We start from the raw sequence: 14,523 nt of genomic DNA on the forward strand, positions 1-14,523 counted from the left end.
ATAAAGGGTATTGAGATAATTGAAAGAGTTTTCAATTAATTTAACTAATATTCAGACTTTAGGCTGATAAAGCATTAAAATTTAATTGGTTCAAATAAATCTGTTTAATCGGTGTTTTTAGACAATGAACAATCAAGCGACCGCTCTAGCAGTCCCTTTTTCCTCACAAAAAAGCCTACCTATTTCGGTAGGCTCACATTCTATTCGGTTACTCCATTTCAACACTTTCTAATACAGAGGTTACGATAAATTCGTCTTGTCCTTCTTCTAGCATACGGAACTCACGCTTTACTTCACCATATCCTTCAGCGAAGTAAGTTTTGTTTATCGTGTTTTCAGTTTCTTCATTTTCAAGAACAATCACATTCTCAAAGCTTTCAAATGGGGTTGCCGCAACCCCATTTGACTGGGTAACTACCCAGTCCCCGATGACTGTTCCTACTTCTAACGGCAAAGTTAAATACGTTCGAATTGGTTGTAATGCCTCTAATTCTTCTGAACTCGCAGCAAAGTCTTCATAAAACTCAGCTTGCTCTTTCACTAGTTCTACTGAATTATCGCCAATTCTGTAAACTTTTAACACCACTGTTCCACCATTGTCTTCATAGGTCGCGATGTGCTTGTCATCCAAAAAAACTGTCCGAAGTGTAAAACTCGCGTATTCATTTCCTTCTCCAAGAAAAGTAGCTGTAGAAGCATCAGGCATAAAAAAGTCATATGGATCTATCCCCTCTTCAGGTTCTTCTCCATTCTCTAAGCCTTCTTCGGTTAACTTACCACCCTCGTCTAGAGAATTTGGTTCTTCTGAACTTTCTTTACCACAGGCTACCAATAGTAACAGCAAGGCTAAAATAAAAGCAATGAGCTTCAGCATATCGAATCTTCTCCTTTAGAAAAGTCGAATACATGATTATCGAATGCTTTTTATAGATGAAATGAATCATCATACAAAGGCTTCATATGCAAATCATATTCCTTTTTCACATCTTCAATATCGTAAATAGTTCCTGACTCATTAGAATTATTCATTTGTTCAATTTGTTCGTGAACTAAATCGGCAAAATATTTTCCACAGGCTACATCATTCGGGTATTTTGCTTTTACTTTCTTCACAAGTTCTTCGTCTAGTATTTGGTTGAATGCATGATACATTGCTGCATTTACAATCGTTAACGACTTTTTAGAAGCATAAGATACCATGTAATAATTTCCGTAACGGTCCTTTAGCAAATCCTTTTTCGGCACAATTTCCATAACTTCGCCCTCCTTTAGTTCTATAATATTCCATACCCTTCTACACTTCTGAAAAAACAGTTGGACTCTATAATTCAAATACACCCACATATAAATCCGCTATTATAATAAACTATGACTAATGAACTTTAATAATTCTCCAAAAAACCCTCTGCCTAAAGCAGAGGGTTCCAATGTACAATTATAAGCGCCACAAATGAATTTTCCCCGGTTTTTTCGCTTCTTCTAGAACACCTTTTATATCAAAGACGATTCCCTGCTGCCCAATTAATAAGTCTTCAAACTGCTTCCAACTGTTGTCTTTATAAGCTTTATGGGGAACAGCTAAAACAACTGCATGTGCCGGCTTTAATTCTTGATGGGATAATAAGTCCGCTTCGTAATGACTTTGAGCATCTTCTGCGGAAGCATAAGGATCAGTTAACTGAACATCAATTCCATGCAATTTTAATTCATTAACAATATCTACCACTTTAGAGTTACGTAAATCGGGAACATCTTCTTTAAAGGACAGCCCTAAAATAATGACACGCCCCTCAGTTAAAGTGATATTTTCTTGAATCATTTTTTTCATCAATGCTTGTGCAATAAACTGACCCATACGTTCATTAATTTTCCGTCCTTGCATAATCACTTCAGAGCTATGACCAAGCATTTTCACTTTATCCGTTAAATAAAATGATGCGAGTTCAACCCCTTGTCCACCTACTAAGTTTGGCATGGTCTTCACGAAATCCCGTTTGCTCCCTGCTGTAGCTAATACTTCCTGTGTATCAATTTCTAAACGCTCACAAATCAAGGCTAATTCATTCATCAAAGCTACATTAACATCTCGTTGAATGTTCTCAATCAACTTTGCTGTTTCGGCAACTCGGATAGAAGGCGCTTTGTAAATTCCACCATTCACTATACTGCCATATACTAGCGCAAGAAACTCGGTTACTTCTTCATTTTGGCTAGCAACTACTTTCTTCATAGTCTTGAAGTTATTCTTTTTATCTCCTGGTAAAGTTCTTGCAGGAGAATAGCCTACAAAAAATTCCTTCCCATTTTCGTATCCCGAATATTTCTCTAGTAAGGGAATACAGATTTCTTCCGTCATCCCAGGTCCAACAATTGTTTCATAGACCACTACCGCACCTTTTTTCATATGTTTTCCTACACATTTACTCGCTTCTTTTATAGCAGACAAATCTGGTAACTGTTCTTTATCGAGAGCTGATGGCACAGCTATAATGATAAAACCTGCATCTTGTAATTCTGCAGGATCGGTTGTGAAAGCAATTGTTGCTTTCATAAGTTCTTCTCGGCTTATTTCGTGTGTATGATCTACACCTAGCATTAATGCCTGTATTCTGGCTGTACTTATGTCGTAGCCTGTAACTGGATATTTTTGATTAAAAGCAACCGCTACGGGCAATCCGACATAACCCAATCCAACTACTGCTATTTTCAGATTGTCCAACATAGTGACAGATTTCCCCCTTTACCTACTCTTCCATTGAGCTATTCGGATTGCCCATTCTCTTTGTTCAGATTGAGCCCAATTTTTAGTAGGTCTCCACTCAATAAACCTGCATCAGATAAAGCTAGTTAATAGCACGTGTTATTTTTTCGTTTTAAAGTAAGTTTTCTTTTTCCATCAACCATGTAATCAAAATGGCTTGTCCTTTTGAATCTAAAGCAAACTTCCAAGAAATCACATCGTCTACTTTATTTTCGATATGAAGGTTAATGGCAAAAGCCTTGAGTTGGTCAAAATTCGGAACTTTACTGCCTTCAAAGACAAAGCGTGTTTGTGGATGTTTATCGATTTTTTGTAGAGTTTTTAAATGATAAGCATAGGGCTTCAAGTTTCCTTCCTGATCTAAGCCACATGAAAGTTCTCCAATTTGCTCTTCAACGCCAACGTCGCTATCAACTGTACCAATTTCTAAACTTCCTGTTAGCAATGCAACTGTATTGTTTTCGCAATACGTCACCAAATGGATAATATTCAACGAATAGGGATAAATTTTGTTTAAAAAGGGATGTTGTTCTATCATATCTTCATTTTGGAATGGCGTATTCCTTCCAAAAACTTCTTCGAAAAGATATTCATTATGATATTTTTCTACTCCCATTTCTTCCACCCTTTCTGTTTATTGCGTGATGGCCGATATTACAAGTTCTTTTACTTCATCCTCAGAAGCTGTTTTCAGCTGTTTTAATAGACTTGCCATTTCTATTTGACTAAGCTCTTTCTGTTTTTGAATTTCTGTGTAAACAAATTTATTTTTGTGTTGAGTTAAATCGCCTTTATCAAATGCAGTAGTTGCACCGCCAATCTGAAGAATCTTTTGAACTGCGGAGACAACTTCTACTTGCTGCTCAAATACTGGATAATACTTTGATGCCAATTGATCAGTAAAGAAAAATCCAGGGAGTCGAATAATGATGTACTTTGTTAAACTGGTTTGCGAAATACTCTCGACAATAACTTCTGATAATCTTTTGGCAGCTTCTAGTAAATCAATTGGATTCCCAGCCTGTTCCGAAGATACTTGAACAAATACACCCACGTGATATCGGTTCGCTGCTTCTGCAATATTATTTGTCCCGAGAGCATTCACGTATACAGCTTCAACAAATTGTTCTTCTGTAAAATCAATTTGGTGATTACCTGCTGTATGGTAAATAACATCTGGCATATGTCGTTCAACAACTTCAAAAAGCCTTTTTTTATCTTGAATATTAATGATAATGGGTATGATTTCTGAATGATATCCTAATTGCTTTCTTAGCTCATACTCAACTGTATAAATCGATTGCGGGCCATGTCCAACTAGTAAAATACGTTCAGGAGAAAATCCCATCAACTGACGACTGATTTCTGAACCAATCATTCCATCTGCGCCGGTAATCATCACGACTTTCCCTGTAAGGTGTTCCATCTTTGATAAGCTTTTGTGCTCAAATTTTTGCTCGAAATGTTCAAATCCTTCCAACACAAACGTACGGAACTGCTGATAAGCAAGAAGGAAAGTCTTCTGAGAACGATGAAGACTTTTGCGTATATGTCGTTTATCGATCTTCATACGTTTTCTTCCTTTCCTTTTGAGTCAGCTTCTTCAATCATTATAATTATGGTAATAATAATTTTCGCTTGTTAACGGATAATTATTTAAAACGACCCCTAAAATAAATGCTTTCGCAGTTGCTAAAGAATCTCGTGCTTTTTCAACACTTACTTTTTCTGATTTTCCGGTATTAACAACTAATACAGTTCCATCGCATCTGTTCGCTAAAATTTTCGCATCGGTTACAGATAAGATTGGCGGTGAATCGACGAGAACATAATCATATAATTCTCGCATCTCTCCCATTAATTCATCCAAAATATCTGACTCCAGTAGCTCGGCTGGATTTGGTGGAATTTGCCCACTCATCAGTAAATCTAAATTCGGAATTCCACTCGCTTTTACTGAATGCTTTAGATTGCCTTTTCCCAATAGTAAGTTAGACAAGCCTGTATTATTGACTAACTGGAAGGTTCTAAATAGTGTTGGACGTCGCATATCTGCATCAATTAACAAAACTCGTTTGCCAGTTTCAGCAAAAACAATGGCCATATTTGCAGCAGTCGTTGATTTCCCTTCTTCTTTTGAAGCTGATGTAAACAAAATGATTTTTGAAGTTAAATCAGGTATTGAGAAGTTAATATTCGTTCGAATTGTTCTATATTGTTCAGCTGCAATTGAATGTGGATTAGTACGAACCACCAATTTTCGTGGCATTAATCTTTTTGTCTTGTTCGCTGTCCGCATAATTATCCTTCTCCAATCTATCTGATAAATTTAATGGCTTTTCCATTTTCAAGTTGCTGTCTACAGGACTAACGATACCTAACACTTGAAGTCCTGGCATTTCTTCAATATCCTCTTCTGAACGAACCGTCGTATTTAATTGATCCAAAATCAGCGTTATACCCACGCCAAAAACCAAACCGACAATTGCCCCAATCGCCATATTAAAAATAGGATCTGGACGAATCGGTTTTGGACTTGCAGTCATCTCCGCTGTAGCTAATATACTGACATTATCAACTTTCATCATTTGCTGAATTTCTTCTTGAAAAACCTTTGCAATCGTATTAGCTAAAATCACAGCTTGATTCATAGAAGAGTCTTCAACAGATAATGTTACGACTTGTGAACTTTCAATATTCGTAACGGTAATTCGTTCTGTTAATGATTGAGCCGTTTCATCAAGTTTCAACTCTTCAATGACTGTAGTTAAAATTGCTGGACTTTTAATAATGACATTATACGTTCCGATCAATTGAAGATTGGTATTAATATCAAGACTGTTAACATCTTGGCTACTAACTGTGTTTTGGTTGACCAAAATTTGCGTGGTCGCTTTATAAACTGGTTTCATAATGGTGTAGCTCGCTACTGCAGCAAACACCACAAAAGCAAGAGTAACAAAAATGATTAACGCTTTTCTTTTGTGCATCGCTTTCAGGAATTTATTCAGATTGAATGTACTCTCCATAACTAAATCCTCCTAAGGTTCATCCTTTATAACTAGTATATTAGAAGTCGAAGGTTAAATAAACGTTAAATAATCTAAAAATTCAAATAAAAAGGAAAAAATTAGTCATTTTCCACAAAAGATAGTTCTTTAGATTCATTATAAACACCAAAAAAATCAAGGTAAATAAAAAAGCACTCGGTTTTTACAAACCGAATGCTTTTACTCCCATATAAACTTGTAACCAAAACCTCGAACTGTTTGAATAAATTCCGGATTTGCCGGATCTTTTTCAATTTTTCTCCTTAATTTGCTAATATGCACTTTAACTGTCTGCACATCACCTTCAGAATAATAGCCCCATACTTGATCATATAATTGTTCAGCTGTCCAGACACGATTAGGCGTCTGAGCTAGTAGCAGCAATAACTGAAATTCTTTATGGTAAAGCTTTACCGGAGTTCCTTCCAAATAAAGTTCCCGAGAATCCACATGAATATGGAGGTCCTTGTACTTTAAAATGGTCAGTTGATCTTCCGCACTATTTCTCCAACCATTTCTCCGAAGAATTGCGCGTATACGAGCCTCCAACTCATTAAAATCAAAAGGCTTCGTAATATAATCATCACCACCTGCTTCGAGTCCTTGAATTTTATAAACCAACTCTTTGCGGTAACTGACAAATAAAATGGGCAAAGTGGTTTTCAGACGAATTCTTCTGCATACTTCCAGCCCATCCATGCCCGGCATTTCAACATCTAGTAAGATAAGATTGGGCTTTTCTTTTTCCAATAACGCTAATGCTTGAAACCCATCTTCTGCTTGGATGACTCCGTAACCTTTTTTAAGAAGAAATAAACGCATCAGCTCACGGATACCTTCATCATCCTCTACAATCATTATAGTCGCAGCATTCATCTGTCTTCCTCCTTTCCTTTACTGAAAAGTTAACGGTAGCACAATGATAAATTCGCTTCCTTGTCCTTCTGTACTGTCTGCCCAGATTTGTCCTTTATGCGCTAAAATAATTTCTTTCGCAATCGCCAATCCAAGTCCACTCCCTTTATAGTTTGCAGAACTATTGATTTTATAAAACCGTTCAAATATATGGGGTAATGATTCTTTCTTAATTCCACAGCCATTATCTGCAATTCGAATAAACAGTTCTCCATCACAATCTTCATCTAAACTGGCATTGTCGTTATTCTTTGCTAAAATTTCTATCAATAATGTAATCTTTCCTTCTTCAGCAGAAGTGTGCTTAACAGAGTTCCATAGAATATTAGATATCACCTGGTCTAATCGATCTAAATCTACTTTTAGCAATGATTTATTAATACCGTCCTGATTTTCTGTGCCTAAAAATTCAAAAGCACGTCCACTTTGCGTAACGTCAGATGCCATAGATTCCGCTAGCCTCGTTATCCAACCCTCCAAGTCTCTTTCTATAAAACGCAAAGTCATGTGCCCTGACTTGTATTCGGTCAACTCTACAAGGTCTTCCGTGAGGCGTTCTAAGAGTAATAGTTTTTTATGAATCATATCCAAATAACGCGGATTATTTTCTTCTATTAAACTTTCTTTAACTGCTTGTATATAACTGTGGATCAAAGTAATCGGTGTGCCTAATTCATGTGAAATTGCGGATAACATTTCATTTCTAGATTTCTCAATTTCTTGTATTTCATCATTGACTGTTAACAAATTCAAGTTGGTAATTTCTAGCTCCATTGTCCGCTCTTTCACATTGCGCTCAAGAAAATAATTCAAATTACTGATTTCCTGCGTTAAGCTGCTGGTATTTGCTAGAGTCCCTACACGGAGTAAAAACTCTTCTTTATCGCAAGGCTTTAGCAAGTAATCATTAGCTCCAGCTATAAAAGCTTCCTTTTTTTCCTGGAGACTATCTACATTCGATAACATTAAAATCGGCAGCTCTGTCAAAGTAAATTCTACACGGATTCGTCTGCACAATTCATCACCGGTCATATCGGTTAAGCATCCATCCATCACAATTAAATCTACTGGTTTATATGACAATAGATGCATTGCTGTTTGTCCATTCTCTGCCCCTATTGCTTGATATCCTTCTGATAGTAATTGGCGCAGTAACACAATTCGATTAATTTCTACTGAATCGATTACAAGTATAAGCAACGCTTTATTAGTCGAGTGTTGTTTCAACATCGAATCGGCTAACTGCGAGGCTGTCATTTCCTTGGTAATCGAATGGTAATTATTTACAACTTGTACAGCCCCATTGTCTTGATATACTGGTACGGTAAAACTAAATAGTGAGCCCTTTCCCTTCTGTGACTCAACTTTCAATTTCCCACCTTGAAGCTCGACTAAATTTTTAGTGATTTTTAAGCCCCTGCCTTGATTTTCTACCGTTTTATCCTCCGAAATATCCCATTCAAATAACGATGGTATGTTTTCTTCTCTTATACCTATCCCTGTGTCTTTCACTAAAATTTCTAGCTCATTTCCTAAAACACGAGCTGAAACGACAATCTCTCCTGCATGCGTATGACGAATAGCATTGTCGATCAGATTATACAATATTTGTTGTAAACGATCTGCGTCCGCAACTACTTTAGGCAATGAAGATGGAACAGTATGATAAAGCGTTACTAATTCTGTTTGAATCAAAGGATGACAAAGTGCTAAAACTTTGTTGCATAACTCCTCAATCGAAAGAGCTTCAATCTGAATACCTGAAAAATCTTGTTTGCATTTTGAAAAATCGAGGAGTTCATTTACTAAATGTGCCATATTTTTACCGTTTGCCACAAGATCATTTAATTGATGCATCATAATAGGGGTTATTTTTCCATCAGCTGATGCTCGGAGTGTTTCTGCAATGCCAATCATGTCATAAAGAGGGGTTCGCAAACCGTTTGATGTGTATGCCAATAATTCCTCTTTTCGCTTATTTGCATTTTTGAGCACCTCTATTTTCAGCAATTGACGTTTGTTCGCTTGACGTTCAAGCTGTTCATTTTTTTCGAGTTGTGCTTTTTCTTTAGAGAATAATGCTCTTGCAATAAGCAAGATAACTAGATAACTACAAAAAGAAAGGAGATATTGAACCGTTTCAATATAAGGTAAAATTGCCGCTGCAGTTAAAACCGAAACAACGAGGATAGTGATGGATAATATTAACGCTGCTGCATAAGGACGAGCATAGGAAATTTTTTTATTCCAAGCATACATAGCAAGACTTAATGATAACAATACTACAAGAGATGCTAGTACAAATAACATGGCACTTGCAACTGTATAGGTAAAGTAGGAAAGGAGGAATGAAAATAAGATGTAAACTCCTGTCACCTTAGTCAGCTTTGAAAGCCAGGACAATTCAAAATTATTTGCTAAAAGTTCTTTAGTGAGCAAAACAAACATGAAACTTACTGTACCGACTGCAACCAAGATAGTTTGTTCATACCACCAGTCTACATCTGGCCAAATAGAGGGAAAACCCCAACCTTTCCAAGAAGAGGAGGCAAGCAACATTGAAAATGCTAAAAAAATAAGGTACAGAAAACTGACTTGATGAGAAGCTCTATACCATTTGATGCACCACAAACAAAAAATAAGGAATAGCCCGCTGATTAATCCAATCAATACCATTGTCTGGTTAGATTTAGTGTCGAATGCCGTATGTTCCCAAATTGTTAAAGGAAGATGCATGCCTCCTTGTGACTCAACTCTCATGAAAAATGTATTTCTGACCTCATTCGGCAAAACTAGCTTGAAAACAGGAGGATGTTCCGAATAAACACCTTCCGAATCTGACTGTTCATTACTTAATTTACTAGAAGAATATTCTCCAGAAGGTTCTGGAGAATAAAGAATCGCTTTATCGATAAAAGTGTTCGCAAGCTCCAGTAGCCATTCTTCGTTTTCCGAATCGTTTTCTACAGTAAACTTTATCCAATAAACATCAGAAGAAAATCCACCATTTGGAACCCCTTTTTCATTTTGAACAAACTTCCAACTTCCAGGAGGTTCTAGCAGTTCTTCAAGCTTGTATATTCCTTCTGGATCTTTAAGAATCTGCAGATTGTTGGATAAAGATATCTTGGTAATATTGTCATTTAATTGGATAGTCTCTTTATTACTGTCCGCACTAATTGGTTTTTCAGTTTCGAGAAAAAAGACGAAAATCCAAAAAACACACAAAAGTTGAATGATTATGGAAGTTTTCGGATGTATTTTATTCATTTTCTCACCTCAAATATCTAAAAAGACTGATCAATTTAATCGTGTAGTAAAAATTTTTTCAATCCTAGACATTACCGATTTATACAGCACCTTATTACTATTTAAAAAAGCGAATAAGGTATTTATAATTATATAAACGACCATTTTTTGTATTTTAAATAGGATTTATGATTTAACAAAATCATAACATTTTTCATATTAAAATAAAACTTTTTTCGTTTCTGAAAATTCAAACAAAATCTATTGCCCATCCTATTTTCGTATTCAATATTTAACCGTTCACAAAAAAGCATGAACCTTATTGGTTCATGCTAGACTTACGTGAAATGAATTTTTTTCCTGTCGTTTTGCTTTATACATAGCTAAATCCGCTCGCTTCATCATAGTGGAAATAGATATTCCTTCTTCAGGAGCCATCGTAATACCCATACTAATTGAAATCTCAAAAGACAATTCCTGCACGCTAATTGGCATTTTCATCGCCTGATATATGACATCCGTTATTTTTGTCACTTGCTCTTCACTCTCTACCTCAGTCAAAAGAACAATAAATTCGTCTCCACCTAAACGGGCAGCTATATCTTGTCCATGCATACATCGATTTAAGCGCTGTCCAAACTGTTGAATAACCCCATCGCCAACTTCATGTCCCCACTGATCATTAATCTGTTTAAAATCATCAATATCTAGAATAAGAAGAGCCAACTTTTTCCGGCTTTCTTTGCCCATTTCCAACCTCTCAGTTGCATACTCCTGGAAATAACGCCGATTCGGCAATTCTGTCAGGGCATCGATATAGGCAAAGTGTTTGAGTTGATTTTCATATTCTTTTTGAATTGAAATATCTCTTGCTACGATTACCATGTGATTGAACTTATTATCTTTTCCAAAAACAGGCGTGCCAGCTACTTCTATCCATATCCACCCTCTATTTTTATGTAATAGACGAAGTTGCTCGCGAAACGTAGTGCTATTTTTAGCAGCATGATCAAAGCTATCACCTACCCGATGGATATCATCAGCATGTATCTGATAATAATCTTTCTTTTGCAAAACAGAATCTGCTTTAAAACCAAATATATTTTCAGAAGATGGAGATATGTATAAATACTGTCGATGTTCATCCATCAAGACAATGACATCGTGAACGTTTTCAGCAATAATTTGAAAGTTTTCTTCCCCAGCCTTATAAAGTCTCGAGATTTCGTCTAATTCAGTCATGTTTTTTGCAACCATATAAAACCCAGTAATTGTTCCTTTTACTTTGATTGCAATGAACTTCACTAAGCAAGAAATTAGCTGGCCAGACTTGTTAGCAATTTGTAGACGTTCATCTTTTATTTCCCCTAGCTTCGACAGCTGAAAATGTTCTTTTGCGCGGTTTTGATCTTCTACACTGACAAAACGAACAAAGTTCTCTTCTAACAACTCTTCCCTCACATACCCACTAAGCTCTAAACTCGCAGAATTCCCGCCCATTATACGCCCATTAAAATCTAAAGTGAAAATGGCACTTGCATTGCTATCAAACAAAGATTGGTAACTAGCACTGCGTTCTGCGAGGCGATCATGAATCTTTGCACTTTCTAGCTTAGCTCTCTTTTCGTTTGTAATGTCTTTTACTAGACTAACAATATGCGTACATTTCCCCGTCTCATCGTAAAGAGGAGTCAATAACGTTTCCGAATACAACAATCTATTTTCTTTAGAATAAAAAGAGTCTTCATAACTCGTTTTTTTCTTGGTTTCAATTACTTCTTTATATTTTTCATATAAAAAATTTGCCATCTCTTCAGGACAGACTTCACTAAATGCCTTACCTATAGCATCAGGAGTTAATCCTGTTTTTTCTAATACCGCTTGGTTAAAAAAGTCATATGTGAAAGAGTCAGCTTCGTCCACTTTTACAACGAATACCATTTCTTTAATTCCTTCCATTAATATACGCATAAAAAATGATGAAGCTGTTACTTTCTCCATAACTTTACCTCCTGAATACTTTAAAATTTCTCATTCCTTCTAATTCTCTTTCAATAGTATAACAGAATAAATTTATTATTGAATCTATAGTCCTAAATATTTCACTTAAATCAACTAAATATAGTTGTATAGGATTAGTAAATATCCCGATATTTACTTCTTTTCTCGAAAAATTCCTTTTATTGTTTAATATGCAATTAATTGTTTCGTTACAAGTTACTGTTCTGTCATTGATCATTTTTATTGTATATAATAAAACAAAAAGGGGAAAAATCATGTGCCTAATAAACCTGCAATTCCGAAATCACCCAAGCTATAAATTAATCATCGCCGCTAATCGTGATGAATTTTATAGTCGCCCTGCTGCACCTGCTCATTTTTGGGATGATGAACCTTCAATATTGGCTGGTCGTGATTTGACACAGTTGGGAACATGGTTAGGCGTTACGAAGCAGGGGCGCATTGCCGCTTTGACAAACTTTAGAGATCCTACAAATTTAGAAGCAGGTCCTTTATCAAGAGGAGCTGTCGTCAAAAATTTCTTAGCTGCTACAAGTTCTCCAGAAGAATATCTAAAGTCGATTGATCCGAAGCAATATGCTGGCTTCAATCTTATAGTGGGAGATGCTGAAAAGTTGCTTTACTACAACAATATTCAACATGAATCTTATGAGATTCCCCCGGGCACCCATTCACTAAGTAACCATTTTTTGAATACGCCATGGCCAAAGGTTACAAAAGGAAAAGAAAAACTCGCATCCTATATGGCCCAAACAGAAAAGGCCGATTTAGAAGAGCTCTTTACGATTTTAGCAGACGCGGATCATGCACCCGACACACATCTTCCCAATAGCGGAGTCAGCCTGGACTTAGAACGAATGCTATCGCCCATTTTTATAAAAACACCCGATTATGGCACACGTTCTGCGACTGTTGTTTTGGTTTCTCATGATAATACACTCACCTTTGCCGAAAGAAGTTTCGAAAATGGTCAGTTTAAAGAAGACATTCAATTTGATTTTAAAATCAATTAATAGCAAAAACAAAACAGCGCCAATCAAATGATTGGCGCTGTTTTCTAGTTTAGCTCTTTATACATGTAATAATGCGTATATCCTTTAGGGAAATCTTCTAATTTCCCCATTTCTTTAAATCCTAATCGCTTATAAAATTCTGGTGCTTGAAAGCTGAATGTTTCTAATCGAATAAATCGACAACCCTTTGTAATCGCAAGTTCTTCAGCTTCACGGATTAATTCTTGTCCTTTTCCTAACCCGCGTAACAACTCATCGACCCATAAAATATCAATAAAAAAGCATTCCCAATCGATATGACCAACAAGGCCACCGAGTATATTTTCTTCCTCATCTTTTAATATGAGATTGATTTTTTCTTCTTCTGTATAAGCTACTTTGCCTTTGTTATGTTTGATTAATTGATACTTTATAAAACACGTTTCTTCTTCTTGATAGCCCGTATGCAATGTTAAACGAGTCATATTAGCACCCCTTTTTTATGAATAGCGTTTCTATTTACTAGTATACTTATCTTGGCACGACATGTCCTCTATAATTACTGGATTTATTGATAGAACAGGAATGTACGATGTGGGAAAGGGTATACGTAGAAGAAGGAGCTGAAACTTCATGAGATTAGGTTATGCCTGTATGAATACAGAATTGAAAACAGTATTTAAAACTTTGCGTGTAGCAACTGCAGAAGCAGAAGGTACTGAAAAAATAAAAGAATTGACGCTAAAAAATCTTAAAACGACACTTGATGTCATCCATTGGAATTTGGAACACGATATTTATTTTTATCGAGCTTCTAGTTCGATTGTTCCGCTCTCCACCCATCCTATTAATGACTGGGTATGGTGGGAAGATCAAGACGTATTAGCCATCACAAAAGAAATTCGATCTTTTGTCGAAATGCATAACATGAGAATTTCTGTTCACCCCGGGCAATATACGGTCATCAATTCACCAAAACCCGAAGTTGTCCGCAAATCTATTGAAGATCTCGAGTATCATGACAAACTTATTCAATTGCTAGGTGGCACTGATATTATTCTCCATACCGGTGGTGCATATGGCGATAAAGAAATTGCCAAACAACGATTCGCTACTGTTTACTTAGAACTATCCCCTAGTATTCGCCAGCGATTGCGTTTAGAAAATGACGATAAAACTTACACAGTCCGCGACGTTTTAGATGTTCACCATATGTGCGAGGTACCGATCTGCCTTGATATTCATCACCATAATTGCAATAACAACGGAGAATCCGTAGATTTTAAAGAAATCATTAAAACTTGGCAAGGATACGGCAAGCCAAAAGTCCATATTAGTACAGGGAAAGAAGGTTTTACAGATCTCCGCCATCATAATTTGGTATCTGAAACTGACTTCCAAGAATTATTGCTCGTGTTAAATGGCATCGATGCCGATATTATGTTCGAAGCTAAACTAAAAGAACAATCTGTTCTTCCTTTTATCCATCAATTTACCAATAAATAAACCAGCATCCTCTGAGGAGGATGCTGGT

13 protein-coding genes are annotated in these 14,523 nt (G+C 36.3%); 2 read left to right on the forward strand and 11 right to left on the reverse strand.

Annotated features, from left to right (window positions below):
- Positions 1–208: 208 nt before the first annotated feature.
- The 10 genes from BBI08_RS12585 to BBI08_RS12630 all read right to left on the reverse strand — a co-directional run bounded on the left by BBI08_RS12585 (position 209) and on the right by BBI08_RS12630 (position 11,976).
- Positions 209–874, reverse strand: a complete 666-nt coding sequence (locus tag BBI08_RS12585; RefSeq protein ID WP_008497115.1) for a hypothetical protein — start codon at positions 872–874, stop codon at positions 209–211.
- A gap of 50 nt (positions 875–924) precedes the next feature.
- Positions 925–1,254 (reverse strand): hypothetical protein, encoded by a 330-nt coding sequence (locus BBI08_RS12590; protein WP_008497114.1) that lies wholly within the window; start codon positions 1,252–1,254, stop codon positions 925–927.
- A 181-nt stretch (positions 1,255–1,435) separates the two neighbouring features.
- Entirely contained in the window at positions 1,436–2,722 is a 1,287-nt protein-coding gene (locus tag BBI08_RS12595; protein WP_008497113.1) for a nucleotide sugar dehydrogenase, read from the reverse strand.
- Between the two features lie 151 nt (positions 2,723–2,873).
- Complete coding sequence (locus BBI08_RS12600; RefSeq protein WP_008497112.1) at positions 2,874–3,377, reverse strand: sugar-transfer associated ATP-grasp domain-containing protein; 504 nt, start codon at positions 3,375–3,377, stop codon at positions 2,874–2,876.
- Between the two features lie 18 nt (positions 3,378–3,395).
- A complete protein-coding gene (locus BBI08_RS12605; protein WP_008497111.1) occupies positions 3,396–4,331 on the reverse strand; it encodes an SDR family NAD(P)-dependent oxidoreductase in 936 nt (311 codons plus the stop codon).
- Positions 4,332–4,364: 33 nt separating this feature from the next.
- The gene (locus BBI08_RS12610) at positions 4,365–5,060 is read right to left on the reverse strand and encodes a CpsD/CapB family tyrosine-protein kinase (RefSeq protein ID WP_040850619.1); all 696 of its coding nucleotides are present in this window, start codon (positions 5,058–5,060) and stop codon (positions 4,365–4,367) included.
- On the reverse strand, positions 5,002–5,790 hold the full coding sequence (locus tag BBI08_RS12615) for a YveK family protein (protein WP_008497108.1): 789 nt from the start codon (positions 5,788–5,790) through the stop codon (positions 5,002–5,004). Before BBI08_RS12615 ends, BBI08_RS12610 begins: the two co-directional genes overlap by 59 nt.
- A 201-nt stretch (positions 5,791–5,991) precedes the next feature.
- The gene (locus BBI08_RS12620) at positions 5,992–6,687 is read right to left on the reverse strand and encodes a response regulator transcription factor (RefSeq protein ID WP_008497107.1); all 696 of its coding nucleotides are present in this window, start codon (positions 6,685–6,687) and stop codon (positions 5,992–5,994) included.
- Positions 6,688–6,705: 18 nt separating this feature from the next.
- Positions 6,706–9,996 (reverse strand): ATP-binding protein, encoded by a 3,291-nt coding sequence (locus BBI08_RS12625; RefSeq protein WP_065528168.1) that lies wholly within the window; start codon positions 9,994–9,996, stop codon positions 6,706–6,708.
- Positions 9,997–10,302: 306 nt separating this feature from the next.
- Positions 10,303–11,976: a sensor domain-containing protein gene (locus tag BBI08_RS12630; protein WP_008497103.1), complete on the reverse strand. Its 1,674-nt coding sequence runs from the start codon at positions 11,974–11,976 to the stop codon at positions 10,303–10,305.
- Between the two features lie 275 nt (positions 11,977–12,251).
- Between BBI08_RS12630 and BBI08_RS12635 the strand changes: the two genes are divergently transcribed.
- Entirely contained in the window at positions 12,252–13,010 is a 759-nt protein-coding gene (locus BBI08_RS12635; protein WP_008497102.1) for an NRDE family protein, read from the forward strand.
- A gap of 44 nt (positions 13,011–13,054) precedes the next feature.
- Here BBI08_RS12635 and BBI08_RS12640 read toward each other — a convergent pair whose 3' ends face one another.
- Positions 13,055–13,474: a GNAT family N-acetyltransferase gene (locus tag BBI08_RS12640; RefSeq protein ID WP_008497101.1), complete on the reverse strand. Its 420-nt coding sequence runs from the start codon at positions 13,472–13,474 to the stop codon at positions 13,055–13,057.
- Between the two features lie 148 nt (positions 13,475–13,622).
- Between BBI08_RS12640 and uvsE the strand changes: the two genes are divergently transcribed.
- Positions 13,623–14,495: a UV DNA damage repair endonuclease UvsE gene (gene uvsE, locus BBI08_RS12645; protein WP_040850611.1), complete on the forward strand. Its 873-nt coding sequence runs from the start codon at positions 13,623–13,625 to the stop codon at positions 14,493–14,495.
- Positions 14,496–14,523: the final 28 nt, after the last annotated feature.

Source organism: Planococcus halocryophilus, assembly GCF_001687585.2.
GTDB classification, from domain to species: Bacteria; Bacillota; Bacilli; order Bacillales_A; family Planococcaceae; genus Planococcus; species Planococcus halocryophilus.

Excerpts from the sequence above, each read along its gene's own strand:
- BBI08_RS12585 (WP_008497115.1), bottom strand. The coding sequence starts at position 874 with ATGCTGAAGCTCATTGCTTTTATTTTAGCCTTGCTGTTACTATTGGTA.
- BBI08_RS12590 (WP_008497114.1), bottom strand. The coding sequence starts at position 1,254 with ATGGAAATTGTGCCGAAAAAGGATTTGCTAAAGGACCGTTACGGAAAT.
- BBI08_RS12595 (WP_008497113.1), bottom strand. The coding sequence starts at position 2,722 with ATGTTGGACAATCTGAAAATAGCAGTAGTTGGATTGGGTTATGTCGGA.
- BBI08_RS12600 (WP_008497112.1), bottom strand. The coding sequence starts at position 3,377 with ATGGGAGTAGAAAAATATCATAATGAATATCTTTTCGAAGAAGTTTTT.
- BBI08_RS12605 (WP_008497111.1), bottom strand. The coding sequence starts at position 4,331 with ATGAAGATCGATAAACGACATATACGCAAAAGTCTTCATCGTTCTCAG.
- BBI08_RS12610 (WP_040850619.1), bottom strand. The coding sequence starts at position 5,060 with ATGCGGACAGCGAACAAGACAAAAAGATTAATGCCACGAAAATTGGTG.
- BBI08_RS12615 (WP_008497108.1), bottom strand. The coding sequence starts at position 5,790 with ATGGAGAGTACATTCAATCTGAATAAATTCCTGAAAGCGATGCACAAA.
- BBI08_RS12620 (WP_008497107.1), bottom strand. The coding sequence starts at position 6,687 with ATGAATGCTGCGACTATAATGATTGTAGAGGATGATGAAGGTATCCGT.
- BBI08_RS12625 (WP_065528168.1), bottom strand. The coding sequence starts at position 9,996 with ATGAATAAAATACATCCGAAAACTTCCATAATCATTCAACTTTTGTGT.
- BBI08_RS12630 (WP_008497103.1), bottom strand. The coding sequence starts at position 11,976 with ATGGAGAAAGTAACAGCTTCATCATTTTTTATGCGTATATTAATGGAA.
- BBI08_RS12635 (WP_008497102.1), top strand. The coding sequence starts at position 12,252 with ATGTGCCTAATAAACCTGCAATTCCGAAATCACCCAAGCTATAAATTA.
- BBI08_RS12640 (WP_008497101.1), bottom strand. The coding sequence starts at position 13,474 with ATGACTCGTTTAACATTGCATACGGGCTATCAAGAAGAAGAAACGTGT.
- uvsE (WP_040850611.1), top strand. The coding sequence starts at position 13,623 with ATGAGATTAGGTTATGCCTGTATGAATACAGAATTGAAAACAGTATTT.